Below are 16,890 nucleotides of genomic sequence, written 5' to 3' on the forward strand. Positions count from 1 at the left end.
TGGCAGACGGAAAACGCGCAGGGCTGCGGCACAGGCCGGAGGAACCGCGCATCACCCTCCGTGATGCCGTTGGCTGTTACAGGCCGGTCTCCGGGCTTGTGAGCGGGGCCATCGACACCCGGGGCTACGCGCCTTCCCGGGCATGAATGCCCAGTGGCCCTGCACAGCCTTGACTCACCTACCGTTGCGGGGGCAGCGCCGGATTCGCGCGTTTTACGCGCCCACCGGCTTCCCTGTTTCACCCTGCCAGGCCATCGCCTGCAGAGCACCTGAAACAAGTCGCGAAGGTTAGAGGGTTGCACCCGGAGCGTCAATGAAAGGCGCTGCACTGGCCTGGATCAATGGCGCCTTTGTCATCTTGTGCAACACTGACTTCAGTGATATCAAATAGCCATACCTCGGCTGTACTCGATCACAACTATAAGGGAGAGCAGCATGCAAGGCCTGATCATCAATAATGCGCGCCTGGAGTTCCTGCGCCCGGCCCTGGAACGCTGGGTCGATTGCATCGACCGCTTCAACCAGACCCTCGGTGACGGTGAGGCGCCCTATTGGCACGGCGCCCAGGCCAACCTCGGGCTGCTCTCGGCCGCCGCCTGGCAGGCCGAGCTGGTGACCCTGCAGCAGCACCAGAGCAAGAAGCAGCGCGATGACGGCGATCGCGAAGGCCGCTGCGACCTGTACATCGCCAACCGCGAAGAGGCCGCCTACCTGCAGGCCAGCCAGCGCTGGCCACGCATCGCCAAGCTCGACCTGAATAACGCCCTGGGCGAAACCGTCCAGGCTGCTCGGCAAATTGCCGCGCCCAGCCAGCTTAAAGTCGCTGCGTTGTTCGCCAGCCCCTGGAAAGCCGGCCAGCACGCCAGCCCCGAAGAGCTGCAGGACCTGGTCGACGACCTGCAAAAGCATAACGCCTGCGCCATCGCCTGGTACTTTCCCTACGCCTACCGCAAGCTGCACAACGAAGCCGGCCAGTATCACCCCGGCATCACCCTGTTGCTCAAGCAGGCCTGACCCGGGGAACCTCCCACGCCTGGCGTGCCTCTACTGGCAATAGCGGCCATCATTGCGAGGGAAACGACATGGGTATCAAGCCGATTGCACTGCTGCTGGCAGTGACTGCGGGGTTAAGCGGCTGCGGCGAGAACGCCCGCCTTGAGGTCAGCGACGGGGTCGGCCCGTCGCCGCAATTGCCCGAACCGAACAAGACCCTGATCCCCACCGTCAACATCGCCCCCGCCATTGGCTGGCCCCAGGGCATGACGCCCAAGGCCGCGCCCGGCACCCAGGTGGCGGCCTTCGCCGCAGGCCTGGACCACCCGCGCTGGCTCTATGCCCTGCCCAACGGCGACATCCTGGTGGCTGAAACCAATGCTCCGCCCAAGCCCGATGACGGCAAGGGTATTCGCGGTTGGGTGATGGGCAAGGTCATGGACCGCGCCGGCGCCGGCGTGCCCAGCGCCAACCGCATCAGCCTGCTACGCGACAGCGACCACGACGGCGTGGCGGAAACCCGCACGGCGTTTATCGAGAACCTCAATTCACCGTTCGGCATGGCCCTGGTCGGAAATGACTTCTACGTCGCCGACACCGATCGCCTGCTGCGCTTTCACTATGAACCCGGCGCGACTTCGATCAAGGGCCCGGGTACAGCCGTGGCCGAACTACCAGGCGGCACGCTGAACCATCACTGGACCAAGAACGTGATCGCCAGCCGTGACGGCAAGAAGCTTTACGTTACCGTCGGCTCCAACAGCAATGTCGGCGAGAACGGCATGGACCAGGAAAAAGGCCGCGCGGCGATCTGGGAAGTCGACCCGGCCAGCGGCCAGACGCGGATCTTCGCCTCGGGCCTGCGCAACCCCAACGGCCTGGCCTGGGAGCCGCACACCGGACAGCTGTGGACCGCGGTCAACGAGCGTGACGAGATCGGCAGCGACCTGGTGCCCGACTACATTACCTCGGTCAAGGATGGCGGCTTCTATGGCTGGCCCTACAGCTATTACGGCCAGCACATCGATCAGCGGGTCAACCCGTCTGATCCGAACCTGGTGGCCAGCGCCATTGCCCCGGACTATGCGGTGGGGCCGCACACGGCGTCGCTGGGCCTGACCTTCGCCGAAGCAGGGGTGCTGCCGGCACCGTTCGAGCAAGGCGCGTTCATTGGCCAGCATGGCTCGTGGAACCGCAAGCCGCACAGTGGCTACAAGGTGATCTTCGTACCCTTCAGCACTGCCGGCAAACCTGCGGGCAAGCCGATCGACGTGCTCAGCGGGTTTCTCAATGATGAAGGCAAGGCCATGGGCCGGCCGGTCGGGGTGATCAACGATCAGCGCGGCGGGCTGCTGGTAGCCGATGATGTCGGGAACACGATCTGGCGGGTGAGCAAGGCCCGGTAAGCCGGGGGAGCTCAGCGTTTGCGGCAGAGGGTCAGGCCATCGCCAATCGGCAGCATCGACAGGTCCACCCGTGGGTCGTCCTTGAGCGTGCGGTTCAAGGCCTGAATGGCGCGGGTGTCTTCGCTGTGCGGGTTTTGCTCAAGCACCCGCCCGCTCCACAAGGTGTTGTCGAACAGTACCAGCCCGCCCACTCGCAGCAGGCGCAGGGCCTCTTCCAGATAGTGCGGGTAGTTGGCCTTGTCGGCATCGATGAAGATCAGGTCGTAGCGCGCTGATGGCAGTGTCGCCAGGGTCTGCAACGCCGGTGCCAGGCGTAGCTCGATGCGCTCGGCGACTCCAGCCTCCTGCCAGTAGCGCCAGGCCACGGCGTTGTAGCTGCCCTCAAGGTCGCAACAAAGCAACTGCCCATGCTCCATGGCCTGAGCCATGCACAAAGCGCTGTAGCCGGTGAAAGTACCCACCTCGATCACCCGCTCGGCACCGATCAGGCGCACCAGCAGCGCCAGCAACTGGCCTTGCTCCGGTGCCACCTGCCAGCGTGCTTCGGCCAGGGCCTGGGTTTCTTCACGCAAACGGGCGAGCAACGGCGTCTCGCGCAGCGACACGCTTTGCAGGTAGTGGTAGAGGGGGTCGTCGAGGTAGAGCGTCTGGGCGGTCATCGTCTACCTCGCACAGGTCAGGGGTTGCGCGCCAGGTGCGCTGGCTGCAGCACCCGCTTGGCGTTCAGGTAGGTCTTTTGCCAATAGCTGTTGGACAGGTAGTCCAGGCGCACCGTTCCGCCGGTGGCCGGGGCATGGACGAAGCGCCCTTCGCCGACATAGATACCGGCATGGCTGACCTGCGAGCCACCATTGGTGGCAAAGAACACCAGGTCGCCGGACTGCAGGTCGTTGCGCTCGATGCTCGGTGCGCGGATGCCGATCATCTCCCGGGTCGAACGCGGCAACGAGATGCCCGCAGCATCACGATAGACGTAGCCAATCAGGCCGCTGCAGTCGAAACCCGAATCCGGGGTGTTGCCGCCCCAACGGTACGGCGTGCCGACCAGGCCGAGGGCGCGGAACAGCACGTCTTCGGCAACCGGGGAGAAATACACTTGCGGGGCCATGACTGCCGGCTCGACCACTTTACGCGGGGCCGGGGCATGACTTGAGCAGGCACCGAGCAGTGCTGCGAGGGAAAGTAGAGCGAAGCGCGCCATCATCGCCATGGTCAGAACATCCTGTCTGAAGCCGCTTCGGCCAAGAGCCGAAAAGAGTTGAGAATTTAGATTAGACGCTTTCTGTAAACACGCACGGCGACGAGCTTTTCAGCTACGTCGCCGTGGTCAAACCTGTCGAAGGATCAGTTGCGCGAGAGCGTGGTCGCGGCCGGAGCCATGGCCAGTGCACGCTTGGCTTCGATGAAGGTCTTGCTCCAGTAGCGATCACCGAGCTTGTCGATGCGCACGCCACCGCTGCGGCGGCTGCTGGAGTGGATGAACTGATCGTCGCCGAGGTAGATACCGGCGTGGCTGACGCGGCCGCGACCATTGGTGCTGAAGAACAGCAGGTCGCCTGGCTTGAGGTTGTTGCGAGCAACCAGCGGGGCCTTGACGTTGATCATTTCGCGGGTAGAGCGCGGCAGGTTGAGGCCGGCTTCTTCGCGGAACAGGTAGCCGATGAAGCCGCTGCAATCAAAGCCGGTGTTCTCGGAGGTACCACCGAAACGGTAGCGGGTACCGATCAGCGACATGCCGCGCTCGAGAATGTTGTCGGCCAGGGCTGGCAGCTGGTAAGGCTTGCTGCTGGAGAAATCTTGCAGCTCTTCTTCGGTGGCCAGCTCTTCCTCGAACGTCGCCTGGACGGAGGACTTGGTCGAAACCTGAGCGGAAACCGGTTGCTGCTGAACCTGCTGCTGCGATACGGGACCGGTGGTCGCGCAGCCAAAAAGCAGGGTCACGAGTGCGAGGGGCACGAGGGGTGCGAAGCGATTTAGCATGGGCACGACCGTGTCTGGAATTTAAAGAAGTCGAGACTATGCCTTCTATCGCATCGATTTGCAAATTCAATCGAAAAAAATGTGACTTTTATGTGCCGAGGCTCTAGCCCCTGCCTTACCAGCCCAAAGTTTCTTTCAAGAACGGGATGGTGAGCTTGCGTTGAGCCTGCAAAGAGGCCTGGTCGAGGCGCTCGAGCAGATCGAACAGTGCGCTCATGCTGCGGGTGCCACGGGTGAGGATGAAGTGCCCGACCTCGTCGGTCAGGTGCAGGCCGCGGCGCGAAGCACGCAATTGCAGGGCGCGCAGCTTGTCTTCGTCCGACAGCGCACGCATCTGGAAGATCAGCGCCAGGGTCAGGCGCGACTTGAGGTCGGCGAGCTTGATCGGCAGTTCGCGGGGCGAGCTGGAGGCAGCCAGCAACAGGCGCCGACCACTGTCGCGCAGGCGATTGAAGAGGTGGAACATGGCCTCTTCCCACTCCGGCTTGCCGGCAATGACATGCAGGTCGTCGAGGCAGACCAGTTCGTACTGTTCGAGGTTGTCGAGCAATTCGACGCCGCGATCGAGCAATTGCGCCAGGGGCAGGTACACCGCCGGTTCACCCAGTTGCTCGAAGCGCAGGCAGGCGGCCTGCAGCAGGTGGGTGCGGCCCACGCCCTGTTTGCCCCACAGGTAGATCAGGCTTTCGGTCCAGCCGGCGTCGGCTTCGCAGAGTCGCTCGACGTAGCCCAAAGCGGCGGCGTTGGCACCCGGATAGTAGTTGATGAAGGTGGCGTCATCACGCAGACGCACACCCAGGGGCAACTGGATCGGTTTCATGCTGGCTGGGCAGTTCCGGGGAACCGCAAGGGGCCTTTTGTGAAAAGTCTGCAAAGTTTATACCCGTGGAGCCCCTCGCACAATCGGCGCAGACCACAAGTAAAATCAAAGGCTTGCATTAGCGGGTAAAGGCCAATGCAAGCCAGGTGCTATCAAGCTAGAGATCCGGGTCGATTTCGCCCGCGTAGATATCCGACTCTTTATACAGGTCATGCACATGGCGCAGCAGCACCATGATCACCGCCGCCACCGGCAAGGCCAGCAACACCCCGGTAAAACCGAACATCTCGCCACCGGCCAGGATCGCGAAGATCACCGCCACCGGGTGCAGGCCAATGCGATCGCCCACCAGCAGCGGTGTCAGCACCATGCCTTCGAGCGCCTGGCCGACCATGAATACGGCTGCGATGCCGAGCAAAGGATAAGGGTCGCCGCCAAACTGGAACAGCCCGGCAATCATCGCCGCGCCGATACCAATAATGAAGCCCATGTACGGCACGATCGCCGCCAGGCCCGCCAGCAGGCCGATCAGCAAGCCCAGCTCCAGGCCCACCAGCATCAGCCCCGAGGCATAGATGATACCCAGGGCCAGCATCACCAGCAGCTGGCCACGGACGAAGGCGCCCAGCACTTCGTGACACTCACCAGCCAGGGCCACCACCCGTTCCTCGCGCTGGCGCGGCAGCAGGCTGCGGATCTTGGCCATCATCAGGTCCCAGTCGCGCAGCAGGTAGAAGCTCACCACCGGGATCAGCACCAGGTTGGCCAGCCAGCCAATCAGGGCCAGGCCCGAAGCCGTGGCCTGGGACAGGATGACCCCGACGATGTCGGTGGTCTGGCCCATGTGCTCGCTGATGGCGGCCTTGATCTTGTCGAACTTCCAGAAGCCGTCGGCCAGGCCCAGGCGCGTCTGCACCCAGGGCAGGGCCTGGTGCTGCAGCCAGTCGAGCATCTGCGGCGCCAGCTCATACAGGCGCACCAGCTGCTTGGCCAGCATCGGCACCAATACCAGCAGCAACAAGGTCAGCAGCAGGGTGAACAGGGCAAACACCACCACCACACCCCAGGTGCGCGACAGGCCGGCGCGCTCCAGACGGTCGACCAGCGGATCGGCCAGGTAGGCCAGCAAAATGCCGACCAGAAACGGCGAAAGAATCGGGTGCAGCCAATACAGCAAGGCCGCGCACAGCAGCGCCCCACCTACCCATACCCAGCGACGTGTATCAGTCATGAACGGCTCCCGGCCAGGTCAGGGTTTACCAACGAAAACGCAGCCCGTTGAAAGGTTGCGGGGCGGCGGCCTGGGTTGCCCCGGGGTTGGCCGGATCGACGGCTGCCGGTGCCGCGGGCGCATCGGCCGGCAGCTCCTGCAACTTGGCCAGGCCCAGTTGCGCGCGCAACTGATCGCTGTTGCCAGTGACCTGGTAGGTCAGGGTATCGCCCTGCACCACCTTGAGCCGCGCGCCGTAAGGCTCGAGCACCCGGCCCAGTTCGGCATAACGTTCCAGGGTCATGCCCTGGACCTGCACCTGCATTTCGCTGCTGGCCCCTGGACGGGCGACGAAGCGCGGCGCCAGGCGGTTGCTGACGGCGAGCATCACGGCATCGGCCAGGGCCGCCTGATCAGCGCCCTCGGCAGTGCCCTGCTCGCGCTGCTCGCCCAGCCACAGGCGCCACTTGCCCTGCCATTTGCCATCGGCTTCGCTGGCGTGCACCGCCAGCAAGGCATCGGCGCCGTAGCGCTCGGAAGCCTCGCGCAGCGGCGCCGGGTCGGTGCCTTCAAGATTCTTGCCGGTTGCCACCAGTTGCTCCTGCAGATCGGCCAGCGGCAAGCGCAGCGGCAGGCCGCGGTGCTGGGCGGCGCGACGCAGCGGTTCGGCGCTGCCCTGGCCGTCGCCGACCAGGTTCGAACCTTCGACGCTGTCGTTCAACCACCAGCCGAGGATCGCTGGCCGGTTATTGCCCCACAGGGCCAGGCCCGCCTGACGCAAGGCGCGCTCGGTGCTGCCCGGGTCGAAGTCGACCAGCACGGTTTCCGGCGGGCCGGCCTCGAAGCCGAACTGGCTGATGATTTGTTGCGGGTCTTTGCGCAGCGCAGCCAGGCCCGGGCTTTGCACAGCCTTGGCGTCGCCGGTCAGGCGCAACAGCAGGGTTTCGAGGGCTTTTTCGGTGGCCTGGGTACGGGCTTCGGCGCCCTGGCCGGTGACCGGTTCGCGGACCTGATAAAGGCCGGAGAGGGTTTCGGCCTGAGCCGAGAGGCCGAACAGGGCCAGACAGCCGGCGGCCAGGTAATTACGCAAACGCATGGAGGATTCCTGTCCAGGTAATAAAGAAGCGTGGGCGACAAAAACGGACGCAGCTCAGACCGCAGCACCCGGTAAAACATTCAACCGCTGGCGGCAAATTGCGCCCATCGCCTTTGCTATACCTTATACAGCCTGCGCCGTGGCAACCAGTCGCGCACTGTTAAAGCGTATTTTTCGCAACATTTAAGGCCCTGCCCGTCGGCCTGAGGATGGCCGCTACCGGGCAACCCTGATAAAATCGCGCGCCTTCGCAGACCGGCGACGGTCAGGCAGCCGGATTCCCTCCGCCTTGCCTGGCAGGTCACGGTCGATTCCCCTGAATCCCTCCCCCCTAAAGGCCTGGATCATGAGCAAGCAACCCTCCCTGAGCTACAAGGACGCCGGTGTAGACATCGACGCCGGTGAAGCATTGGTCGAACGCATCAAAGGCGTTGCCAAGCGCACGGCGCGCCCGGAAGTCATGGGCGGCCTGGGCGGTTTTGGCGCCCTCTGCGAGATCCCGGCCGGCTACAAGCAGCCGGTTCTGGTCTCCGGCACCGACGGCGTCGGCACCAAGCTGCGCCTGGCACTGAACCTGAACAAGCACGACAGCATCGGCCAGGACCTGGTTGCCATGTGCGTCAACGACCTGGTGGTCTGTGGTGCCGAGCCGCTGTTCTTCCTCGACTACTACGCCACCGGCAAACTCAATGTCGACGTTGCCGCTACCGTGGTCACCGGTATCGGCGCTGGCTGCGAACTGGCTGGTTGCTCCCTGGTCGGCGGTGAAACCGCTGAAATGCCAGGCATGTACGAAGGCGAAGACTACGACCTGGCCGGCTTCTGCGTTGGCGTGGTAGAAAAAGCCGAAATCATCGACGGCTCCAAGGTTGCCACTGGCGACGCGCTGATCGCCCTGCCATCGTCCGGCCCACACTCCAACGGCTACTCGCTGATCCGCAAGATCATCGAAGTTTCCGGTGCCGACATCGAAACCGTCCAGCTCGACGGCAAGCCGCTGACCGAACTGCTGATGGCCCCGACGCGCATCTACGTAAAGCCGCTGCTCAAGCTGATCAAGGACACCGGCGCGGTCAAGGCCATGGCCCACATCACCGGTGGCGGCCTGCTCGACAACATCCCGCGGGTCCTGCCAAAAGGCGCCCAGGCTGTGGTTGACGTGGCCAGCTGGAATCGCCCGGCGGTGTTCGACTGGCTGCAACAGCAAGGCAACGTCGACGAGCACGAAATGCACCGCGTATTGAACTGCGGCGTCGGCATGGTCATCTGCGTCGCCCAGGACCAGGTCGACATCGCCCTGAAGGTCCTGCGTGAAGCCGGCGAGCAGCCATGGGTCATCGGCCAGATCGGCATCGCCGCCGAAGGCGCTGCCCAGGTTGAGCTGAAGAACGTCAAGGCACACTGATGCCGAGCAAGACCTGTGATGTCGTGGTGCTGTTGTCCGGCACCGGCAGCAACCTGCAAGCATTGATCGACAGCACCCGCACCGGCGACAGCCCGGTGCGGATCTGCGCAGTCATTTCCAACCGCGCCGACGCCTACGGCCTGCAGCGTGCCAAAGACGCCGGTATCGCCACCGCCGTGCTCGACCACAAGGCCTTCGACGGCCGCGAGGCATTCGACGCGGCACTGGTCGAGCTGATCGACGGCTACCAGCCGCAGCTGGTGGTGCTGGCCGGTTTCATGCGCATCCTCAGTGCCGGCTTTGTCCGTCACTACCAGGGCCGCCTGCTGAACATTCACCCTTCCCTGCTGCCCAAGTACAAAGGCCTGCACACTCATCAACGAGCGCTGGAAGCCGGCGATGCCGAGCATGGCTGCAGCGTGCATTTCGTCACCGAGGAACTCGATGGCGGACCGCTGGTCGTACAGGCAGTGATACCGGTAGAGTTGGATGACACGCCAGAACAACTGGCACAGCGGGTTCACAGCCAGGAACACCTGATCTATCCGCTGGCGGTGCGCTGGTTTGCCGAGGGCCGTTTGCGCCTGGGCGAGCACGGTGCTCTACTGGATGGCCAGCCTCTGGCGGCCAGCGGCCACTTGATTCGACCCTAGGAGAAATTATGCGTCGTGCCCTGCTCTTCGCTCTCGCCGTGCTCGCGCTGCCGTTGCAGGCAGCCGATCTGAAGCCATTCTCGGCCAGCTACACCGCCGACTGGAAGCAACTGCCCATGAGTGGCACTGCCGAGCGCAGCCTGGAAAAGAACGCCAACGGTACCTGGAACCTCAATTTCAAGGCGTCGATGATGATCGCCAGCCTGATTGAGCAAAGTACCCTGAAGCTGGACAAGGACACCCTGCTGCCCCAGACCTACCACTTCGAACGTGGCGGCCTGGGCAAGGCCAAGAAGGTCGATCTGGATTTCGACTGGAGCAGCAAGAAGATCACCGGCACCGACCGCGGCGACGCGATCAACCTGCCGCTCAACCGCGGTGTGCTCGACAAGTCCACCTATCAACTGGCCCTGCAGCATGACGTGGCAGCCGGCAAGAAGAGCGTGAGCTACCAGGTGGTCGATGGCGACGAGATCGACACCTACGACTTCCGCGTCCTGGGCAGCGAGAAAGTCACCACCAAGACCGGCCAGGTCGATGCCATCAAGGTCGAGCGCGTGCGCGACCCGAGCCAGAGCAAGCGCATCACCGAGCTGTGGTTCGCCAAGGACTGGGATTACCTGCTGGTGCAACTGCGCCAGGTCGAGACCGACGGCAAGGAGTACGTGATCGTCCTGCAGGACGGCACGGTCGACGGCAAGACAGTCAAGGGCAACTGATTGCCTGACTGCTGGTAACACCCGAAACCCCGCCAAGTGCGGGGTTTTTTTTACACCCTTGGTAGGAGCGGGCTTACCCCGCGATCGCAGGCTACCCGTCACATCGCATCGCGGGGCAAGCCAGCCCCCACAGGGACATGAAAGATGTTTCATGCGCCGTTTATTTACTTAGCCTGCTAACAAATTCTATAAAAGAGACCTGCGACACGGTGCCGCAGTTAACTGAAAGTGGAGTTTGCAGATGACTGTCAAAGTAACTGAGCGCGACGAAAGCAAAATGTCTCACGAAGGCCTGGCTGCAGGCGTGCGCATCTGGGATGTGTATCAGCAGGGTGAGCTGGTCGGCATGTTCCACAACGAGCATGAGGCCCACAGCTACCGCATCGAGCTGGAATACCTCGAGAACAGACGGCAACAGCAATAACCCCCTCCAGAAAAAACAAACCCCGCCGAAGCGGGGTTTGTCGTCTTTACCACATCAGATCGTCAGGGATCACGTAGGCCGCGTACGGATCGTCGGCATCCGGCTCTTCAACCTGGGTGTTGAGCAGGACAATGCGCTGCGGGTCGCGCTCCTGGATCTTCAGCGCCGCTTCACGGGGGATCACTTCGTAACCACCGCCATGGGCCACGATGGCTAGCGAACCGCTGCTCAGCTTGCTGCGCATCAGGGCGTTGACCGACAGGCGCTTGACCTTCTTGTCGTCGACGAAGTTGTAGTAGTCCTCGGTGGTCAGCTTGGGCAGGCGCGAGACTTCGATCAATTGCTTGACCTGGGCGGCGCGGGCCTTCTGCTCGGCCTTCTCCTGCTGCTGGCGGTTGAGCTCCTGGTCGCGCTTGGCTTTTTCCGCCATGGCTTCCTTGGCCAGCCGCTGCTGGGTATCGTCGACCTCGACCTGGCCTTTGTGCTCCAGGCGCTTTTGTTTCTTCTGATCTTTACTGACCTGCTTGACCTGTTTCTGGTTGACCAGACCGGCCTTGAGCAATTGGTCGCGAAGGGAAAGGCTCATCGTTCACTCACTTATGCAACAGCTCAGCCGCAGCTGGGCAGGTTCTTTTCCTGACGTTTGGCTTCGCCCCAGAGCGCATCCATGTCTTCGAGGGTGCAATCTTCAATCGGACGGCCTATGTCGCGCAATGCCTGTTCGATAAAACGGAAACGTCGCTCAAACTTTTTGTTCGCCCCGCGCAGGGCGTTTTCCGGGTCGACCTTCAGGTGCCGGGCCAGGTTGACCGCCGCGAATAGCAAATCGCCAAGCTCGTCGGCCAGGGCCACGCTGTCGTCGTCGGCCATGGCCTGCAGCACTTCGTCGAGTTCTTCGCGAACCTTGTCGAGCACCGGCAAGGCGTGTGGCCAGTCGAAACCGACCTGGGCGGCACGCTTTTGCAGTTTGGCCGCCCGCGACAAGGCCGGCAACGCGGCCGGCACATCGTCGAGCAACGACAACTGCTCGGGCTCGCCCTTCTCGGCGCGCTCCTGGGCCTTGATCTGTTCCCAGCGCTGCTTGACCTGGGCTTCGTCGAGCTTGGGTGTGTCGAGGGCAGCGTAGAGTTCACCGCTTGGGAATACGTGCGGATGGCGGCGGATCAGCTTGCGGGTGATGCTGTCGACCACGCCATCGAACTCGAAACGGCCTTCTTCGCGTGCCAGCTGGCTGTAGTAGACCACCTGGAACAGCAGGTCACCGAGTTCGCCCTGCAAGTGCTCGAAGTCGCTGCGCTCGATGGCGTCGGCCACTTCGTAGGCTTCTTCGAGGGTATAGGGGACGATGGTCGCGTAGGTCTGCTTGAGGTCCCACGGGCAGCCATGCTGCGGGTCGCGCAGGCGGGCCATGAGGTGGAGCAGGTCGTCTAGGGTATACATCTTGGGTTCCTTATCGCGGGTCAAGCCCGCTCCCACAGAGGATGCCTGCAGGAGCGGGCCTGGCCCGCGATAGCAGTCTTACGGCGTACGGTTACGCCGCGTCTCGATGATGTTCGGCAGTTGCGAAATCCGCCCCAGCAGGCGCCCGAGGGCATCCAGGCCAGGAATCTCGATGGTCAGCGACATCAGTGCGGTGTTGTCTTCCTTGTTCGAGCGGGTGTTGACCGCCAGCACGTTGATCCGCTCGTTGAGCAGGACCTGGGAAACGTCACGCAGCAAGCCCGGACGGTCGTAGGCACGGATGATGATATCCACCGGGTAGGTCTGTACCGGCACCGGCCCCCAGCTGACCTGGATGATCCGCTCCGGCTCGCGCCCGGCCAGTTGCAGCACCGAGGCGCAGTCCTGGCGGTGGATGGTCACGCCACGGCCCTGGGTGATGTAGCCAACAATCGCATCGCCCGGCAGCGGCTGGCAGCAACCGGCCATTTGCGTGAGCAGGTTGCCGACGCCCTGGATCTGGATGTCGCCACGCTTGCCCGGCTTGTAGCCGGTGGCCTTGCGCGGCACCAGCTCGACATGATCGCTGCGCTCGGGCTCGACCAGTTGCTGCGCGGCGTTGACCAGGTGCGCCAGGCGCAGGTCCCCGGCGCCCAGCGAGGCGAACATGTCCTCGGCGGTACGCAGGTTGGCTTTTTCCGCCAGGCGTTCGAAGTCGACCTGCGGCAGGCCCAGGCGGTTGAGTTCGCGCTCGAGCAGGGTCTTGCCGGCGGCGACGTTCTGGTCGCGGGCCTGCAGCTTGAACCAGTGGACGATCTTCGCCCGCGCCCGCGAGGTGGTGACGTAGCCCAGGTTCGAGTTCAGCCAGTCGCGGCTGGGGTTGCCGTGCTTGCTGGTGATGATCTCGACCTGCTCGCCGGTCTGCAGGCTGTAGTTGAGCGGCACGATGCGGCCGTTGATCTTCGCCCCGCGGCAGTTGTGGCCGATCTCGGTGTGCACCCGGTAGGCAAAATCCAGCGGCGTGGCGCCCTTGGGCAGGTCGATGGCGTGGCCATCGGGGGTGAATACGTAGACCCGGTCCGGTTCGATATCAACGCGCAGCTGTTCGGCCAGGCCTCCGATGTCGCCCAGCTCCTCATGCCATTCCAGCACCTGGCGCAACCAGGAGATTTTCTCCTCGTAGTGGTTGGAGCTGGGTTTGACATCGGTGCCCTTGTAGCGCCAGTGCGCGCAGACGCCGAGCTCGGCCTCTTCGTGCATGGCATGGGTGCGGATCTGCACCTCGAGGACCTTGCCCTCAGGGCCGATCACCGCGGTGTGCAACGAGCGGTAGCCGTTTTCCTTGGGGTTGGCGATGTAGTCGTCGAACTCTTTGGGAATGTGCCGCCAGAGGGTGTGGACGATACCCAGCGCGGTGTAGCAGTCGCGCATTTCCGGGACCAGCACGCGCACTGCGCGCACGTCGTAGATCTGGCTGAATTCCAGGCCCTTGCGCTGCATTTTGCGCCAGATCGAATAGATGTGCTTGGCCCGGCCGCTGATGTCGGCGTTGACGCCGGTGGCCAGCAGTTCGTTCTGCAGCTGGTTCATCACGTCGCTGATGAAGCGCTCGCGGTCCAGCCGGCGCTCGTGCAAAAGCTTGGCGATCTGCTTGTACTGATCGGGTTCGAGGTAGCGGAAGGACAGGTCTTCCAGCTCCCACTTGATATGACCGATGCCCAGTCGGTGGGCCAGCGGTGCGTAGATATCGAAGACTTCGCGGGCGACGCGATTGCGTTTCTCGTCGTCGGCGCCTTTGACCGCGCGAATCGCGCAGGTCCGCTCGGCCAGCTTGATCAACGCCACGCGCACGTCGTCGACCATTGCCACGAGCATCTTGCGCAGGTTCTCGACCTGCGCCTGCGAGCCCAGCACCAGCGACTGGCGCGGGCTGAGACTGGCACTGATGGCAGCCATGCGCAGCACGCCGTCGATCAGTTTGGAGACCACCGGGCCAAAACGCTGGCCGACTTCAGCCAGGGTCACCTTGCCTTCGCGCACGGCGCGGTAGATGACCGCGGCGACCAGCGAGTCCTGGTCGAGCTTGAGGTCGGCCAGGATTTCAGCGATTTCCAGGCCGGCCTGGAAACTCGACGTACCATCGGCCCAGGAATGCTTGGCCGGGTTGCCCTTTTTTTCGATGTCCTGGGCGAACTCGCAAGCGGCCTTGAGGGCCTCCCGGTCCAGCGCCAGGTCGACGCTCACCACATGATCCAGCCATGCTTCGAGATTGATACTGCCGTCGGTGTTGACCGGCTGGTGCACTCTCACCTGTACCATCTTTGTTTACCTTTCCCTACAGCGCATTCGCGATGCGCTTGAAATCACTGGTGCTGCCCCTGCCGGACCCAAGGTGCAGCGCCGAACGCGTCAGCCTGGCTAACCCGCTTCGAATAACGCCATGGCTTCGACATGCGCCGTCTGAGGAAACATGTCGAGAATCCCGGCACTTTTTAACCGGTAACCCTGCCTGACCAGTTCAACGGTGTCGCGGGCCAGGGTCGCCGGATTGCACGATACATAAACAAGACGTTTCGCGCCGAGGTCTGCGATTTTTCGCACAACCTCAAATGCACCATCACGCGGTGGGTCCAAGAGTACCGCAGAAAAGCCTCCTGCGGCCCAGCCCGACGCCGCCAAAGGCTGCGATAAATCGGCCTGAAAAAACTGTGTGTTATGCAAATTGTTGCTACGGGCATTGGCGGCGGCCCGTTCGACCATCGCCTGCACCCCTTCCACCGCCACCACTTCCTTGGCCTGCCGGGCCAGCGGCAAGGCAAAGTTGCCCAGGCCGCAGAACAGGTCGAGCACGCGCTCATCGGCCTGCGGCGCCAACCAGGCCAGGGCCTGCTCGATCATCGCGGTGTTGACCTGGGCGTTGACCTGGACGAAATCGCCCGGCCGGTACGCAAGCTCCAGGTTCCACGGTTCAAGGCGGAAACCGAGGCTCTGACCGGCGTCCAGCGGCAAAGGTTCACCCTCGCCTTGCAGCCACAGCTGCGCACCGGCCTCGGCGCAGAACGCCTGCAGGCGCGCCAGGTCGCCCTCACCCAATGGCCCGGTGTGGCGCAACAGCAGCGCCAGCGCGGTACCGCTGAAAAGTTCGACGTGACCCACCACTTGCGGCTTGCTCAGGCTGCGCAACAGCGTAGGCAAGTGACGCATGATTGATTGCAAGGGTTGTACCAGCACCGGGCAGTCGTCGATGGCGACGATGTCCTGGCTGGCTTCGGCGCGAAAACCGACTTCAAGCTGTTTTGCCTTGTTGTCCCAACGCACCGCAACCCGCGCCCGGCGCCGGTAGCCGAATTCCGGACCGCTCAGCGGCGCGGCCCAATGCTCGGGCTGCACGCCGGCAACCCGCTGCAACTGCTCGGCCAGCAGGCGTTGCTTGAGCGCCAGTTGCTCGGCATGGGGCAGGTGCTGCAGGTTGCAGCCGCCACAGCGGTCGAAGTGCTTGCACGGGGCCTCGCGGCGCGCCGGGCTGGCACTGAACACCCGCTCAAGGCGCGCCTCGACCACCTTGCCGTGGGTGTTGAGCACCCGCGCTTCGACCTCTTCCTCGGCCAGCGCGCCACTGACAAACCAGGTGCGACCGTCGAGAAAGGCGATGCCCCGGCCGTCACCGGCCAGGCGCTCGATGCTCAGGCGCTGCTTTTTGCCGGTGGGGATCTGTGGCGCGCGGGTGCCACCGGCCGGCTGAAAGCGCAGGCCGCTGTTACGTTTGTTCTTGGACATCAGTTCACTGAATCGAAAATGCCGGTCGACAGGTAACGGTCGCCACGGTCGCAAATGATCGCCACCATTACGGCGTTTTCCAGCTCGCGGGACAGGCGCAGCATGGCTGCCACTGCACCACCGGAGGACACGCCACAAAAAATGCCCTCTTCCCGGGCCAGGCGGCGGGTGGTTTCTTCGGCTTCGCTCTGGGCCATGTCGACCACGCGGTCAACGCGCTCGGACTGGTAGATCTTCGGCAGGTATTCCTGCGGCCAGCGGCGGATACCGGGGATGGCCGAGCCTTCCATCGGCTGCAGGCCGACGATCTGCACCGCCGGGTTCTGCTCCTTGAGGTAGCGCGAGCAGCCCATGATGGTGCCGGTGGTGCCCATGGAGCTGACGAAGTGGGTAATGCTGCCCTGGGTCTGGCGCCAGATTTCCGGGCCGGTGCTCACGTAGTGGGCTTCAGGGTTGTCGCCATTGCCGAACTGGTCGAGCACCAGGCCACGGCCTTCGGCCTGCAGGCGGTCGGCCAGGTCGCGGGCGCCTTCCATGCCCTCTTCCTTGCTGACCAGGATCAGCTCGGCGCCATAGGCGGTCATCGCCGCCTTGCGTTCGGCGCTGGAATTGTCGGGCATGATCAGGATCATCTTGTAACCCTTGATCGCCGCCGCCATGGCCAGAGCGATGCCGGTGTTGCCCGAGGTCGCTTCGATCAGGGTATCGCCCGGCTTGATCTGCCCACGCAGTTCGGCGCGGGTGATCATCGACAGCGCCGGCCGGTCCTTGACCGAGCCTGCCGGGTTGTTGCCTTCAAGCTTGAGCAGGAGGGTATTGCTGGTTTCGCCGGCAATGCGCTGCAGGCGGACCAGAGGCGTGTTGCCGACGCAATCGGCGATGGTTGGGTACTGCAAGGTCATGGCGTATTCGCAATCCAGACTGCGGGGGCGCCTATCATACCGGCAAACGGGATTTGCCCATATCA

17 protein-coding genes and 1 riboswitch are annotated in these 16,890 nt (G+C 63.4%); of the genes, 6 read left to right on the top strand and 11 right to left on the bottom strand.

Annotation, left to right across the window (positions count from 1 at the left end; all coding sequences use genetic code 11):
- Positions 1-63: 63 nt before the first annotated feature.
- Positions 64-288, bottom strand: a riboswitch (cobalamin riboswitch).
- Positions 289-435: 147 nt separating this feature from the next.
- Together LOY37_RS20505 and LOY37_RS20510 are read left to right on the top strand one after the other, a co-directional pair.
- Positions 436-1,014, top strand: coding sequence for a hypothetical protein (locus tag LOY37_RS20505; protein ID WP_258715613.1), 579 nt, complete (start codon positions 436-438; stop codon positions 1,012-1,014).
- Between the two features lie 68 nt (positions 1,015-1,082).
- On the top strand, positions 1,083-2,399 hold the full coding sequence (locus LOY37_RS20510; protein ID WP_258715614.1) for a sorbosone dehydrogenase family protein: 1,317 nt from the start codon (positions 1,083-1,085) through the stop codon (positions 2,397-2,399).
- Positions 2,400-2,410: 11 nt separating this feature from the next.
- On the opposite strand, the gene LOY37_RS20515 is transcribed toward LOY37_RS20510, so the two are convergent.
- From LOY37_RS20515 to LOY37_RS20540, 6 genes are all read right to left on the bottom strand, one after another.
- The gene (locus LOY37_RS20515) at positions 2,411-3,058 is read right to left on the bottom strand and encodes an O-methyltransferase (RefSeq protein ID WP_045195554.1); all 648 of its coding nucleotides are present in this window, start codon (positions 3,056-3,058) and stop codon (positions 2,411-2,413) included.
- A 17-nt stretch (positions 3,059-3,075) separates the two neighbouring features.
- Positions 3,076-3,609, bottom strand: a complete 534-nt coding sequence (locus tag LOY37_RS20520) for a C40 family peptidase (RefSeq protein WP_093380304.1) — start codon at positions 3,607-3,609, stop codon at positions 3,076-3,078.
- A gap of 134 nt (positions 3,610-3,743) precedes the next feature.
- Positions 3,744-4,379 (bottom strand): C40 family peptidase, encoded by a 636-nt coding sequence (locus LOY37_RS20525; protein WP_045195558.1) that lies wholly within the window; start codon positions 4,377-4,379, stop codon positions 3,744-3,746.
- A 115-nt stretch (positions 4,380-4,494) separates the two neighbouring features.
- A complete protein-coding gene (gene hda / locus LOY37_RS20530) occupies positions 4,495-5,199 on the bottom strand; it encodes a DnaA regulatory inactivator Hda (protein ID WP_010220358.1) in 705 nt (234 codons plus the stop codon).
- A 157-nt stretch (positions 5,200-5,356) separates the two neighbouring features.
- A complete protein-coding gene (locus LOY37_RS20535) occupies positions 5,357-6,430 on the bottom strand; it encodes an AI-2E family transporter (RefSeq protein ID WP_045195560.1) in 1,074 nt (357 codons plus the stop codon).
- Positions 6,431-6,455: 25 nt separating this feature from the next.
- Positions 6,456-7,505 carry a DUF2066 domain-containing protein gene (locus tag LOY37_RS20540; RefSeq protein WP_258715615.1) on the bottom strand — a complete coding sequence of 350 codons (1,050 nt, stop codon included), beginning with the start codon at positions 7,503-7,505 and terminating at the stop codon, positions 6,456-6,458.
- 346 nt (positions 7,506-7,851) lie between these two features.
- On the opposite strand from LOY37_RS20540, the gene purM reads away from it, so the two are divergent.
- From purM to LOY37_RS20560, 4 genes are all read left to right on the top strand, one after another.
- On the top strand, positions 7,852-8,910 hold the full coding sequence (gene purM, locus LOY37_RS20545) for a phosphoribosylformylglycinamidine cyclo-ligase (protein ID WP_045195563.1): 1,059 nt from the start codon (positions 7,852-7,854) through the stop codon (positions 8,908-8,910).
- Entirely contained in the window at positions 8,910-9,563 is a 654-nt protein-coding gene (gene purN, locus LOY37_RS20550) for a phosphoribosylglycinamide formyltransferase (RefSeq protein ID WP_258715616.1), read from the top strand. The genes purM and purN overlap by 1 nt, the downstream gene beginning before the upstream one ends.
- A gap of 8 nt (positions 9,564-9,571) precedes the next feature.
- A complete protein-coding gene (locus LOY37_RS20555; protein ID WP_045195566.1) occupies positions 9,572-10,282 on the top strand; it encodes a DUF3108 domain-containing protein in 711 nt (236 codons plus the stop codon).
- A gap of 241 nt (positions 10,283-10,523) precedes the next feature.
- Complete coding sequence (locus tag LOY37_RS20560; protein ID WP_258715617.1) at positions 10,524-10,706, top strand: hypothetical protein; 183 nt, start codon at positions 10,524-10,526, stop codon at positions 10,704-10,706.
- 46 nt (positions 10,707-10,752) lie between these two features.
- On the opposite strand, the gene LOY37_RS20565 is transcribed toward LOY37_RS20560, so the two are convergent.
- The 5 genes from LOY37_RS20565 to cysM form a co-directional block, all read right to left on the bottom strand.
- A complete protein-coding gene (locus tag LOY37_RS20565; RefSeq protein WP_045195569.1) occupies positions 10,753-11,292 on the bottom strand; it encodes a DUF2058 domain-containing protein in 540 nt (179 codons plus the stop codon).
- Between the two features lie 23 nt (positions 11,293-11,315).
- The gene (gene mazG, locus LOY37_RS20570; RefSeq protein WP_093380294.1) at positions 11,316-12,146 is read right to left on the bottom strand and encodes a nucleoside triphosphate pyrophosphohydrolase; all 831 of its coding nucleotides are present in this window, start codon (positions 12,144-12,146) and stop codon (positions 11,316-11,318) included.
- Positions 12,147-12,224: 78 nt separating this feature from the next.
- Positions 12,225-14,465 (bottom strand): GTP diphosphokinase, encoded by a 2,241-nt coding sequence (relA, locus tag LOY37_RS20575; protein ID WP_045195574.1) that lies wholly within the window; start codon positions 14,463-14,465, stop codon positions 12,225-12,227.
- A 99-nt stretch (positions 14,466-14,564) separates the two neighbouring features.
- On the bottom strand, positions 14,565-15,923 hold the full coding sequence (gene rlmD, locus LOY37_RS20580) for a 23S rRNA (uracil(1939)-C(5))-methyltransferase RlmD (RefSeq protein WP_258715618.1): 1,359 nt from the start codon (positions 15,921-15,923) through the stop codon (positions 14,565-14,567).
- Positions 15,923-16,825 (bottom strand): cysteine synthase CysM, encoded by a 903-nt coding sequence (cysM, locus tag LOY37_RS20585; protein ID WP_045195576.1) that lies wholly within the window; start codon positions 16,823-16,825, stop codon positions 15,923-15,925. The genes rlmD and cysM overlap by 1 nt, the downstream gene beginning before the upstream one ends.
- Between the last annotated feature and the right edge of the window lie 65 nt (positions 16,826-16,890).

The organism is Pseudomonas sp. B21-012 (genome assembly GCF_024749305.1).
Lineage (GTDB): Bacteria > Pseudomonadota > Gammaproteobacteria > Pseudomonadales > Pseudomonadaceae > Aquipseudomonas.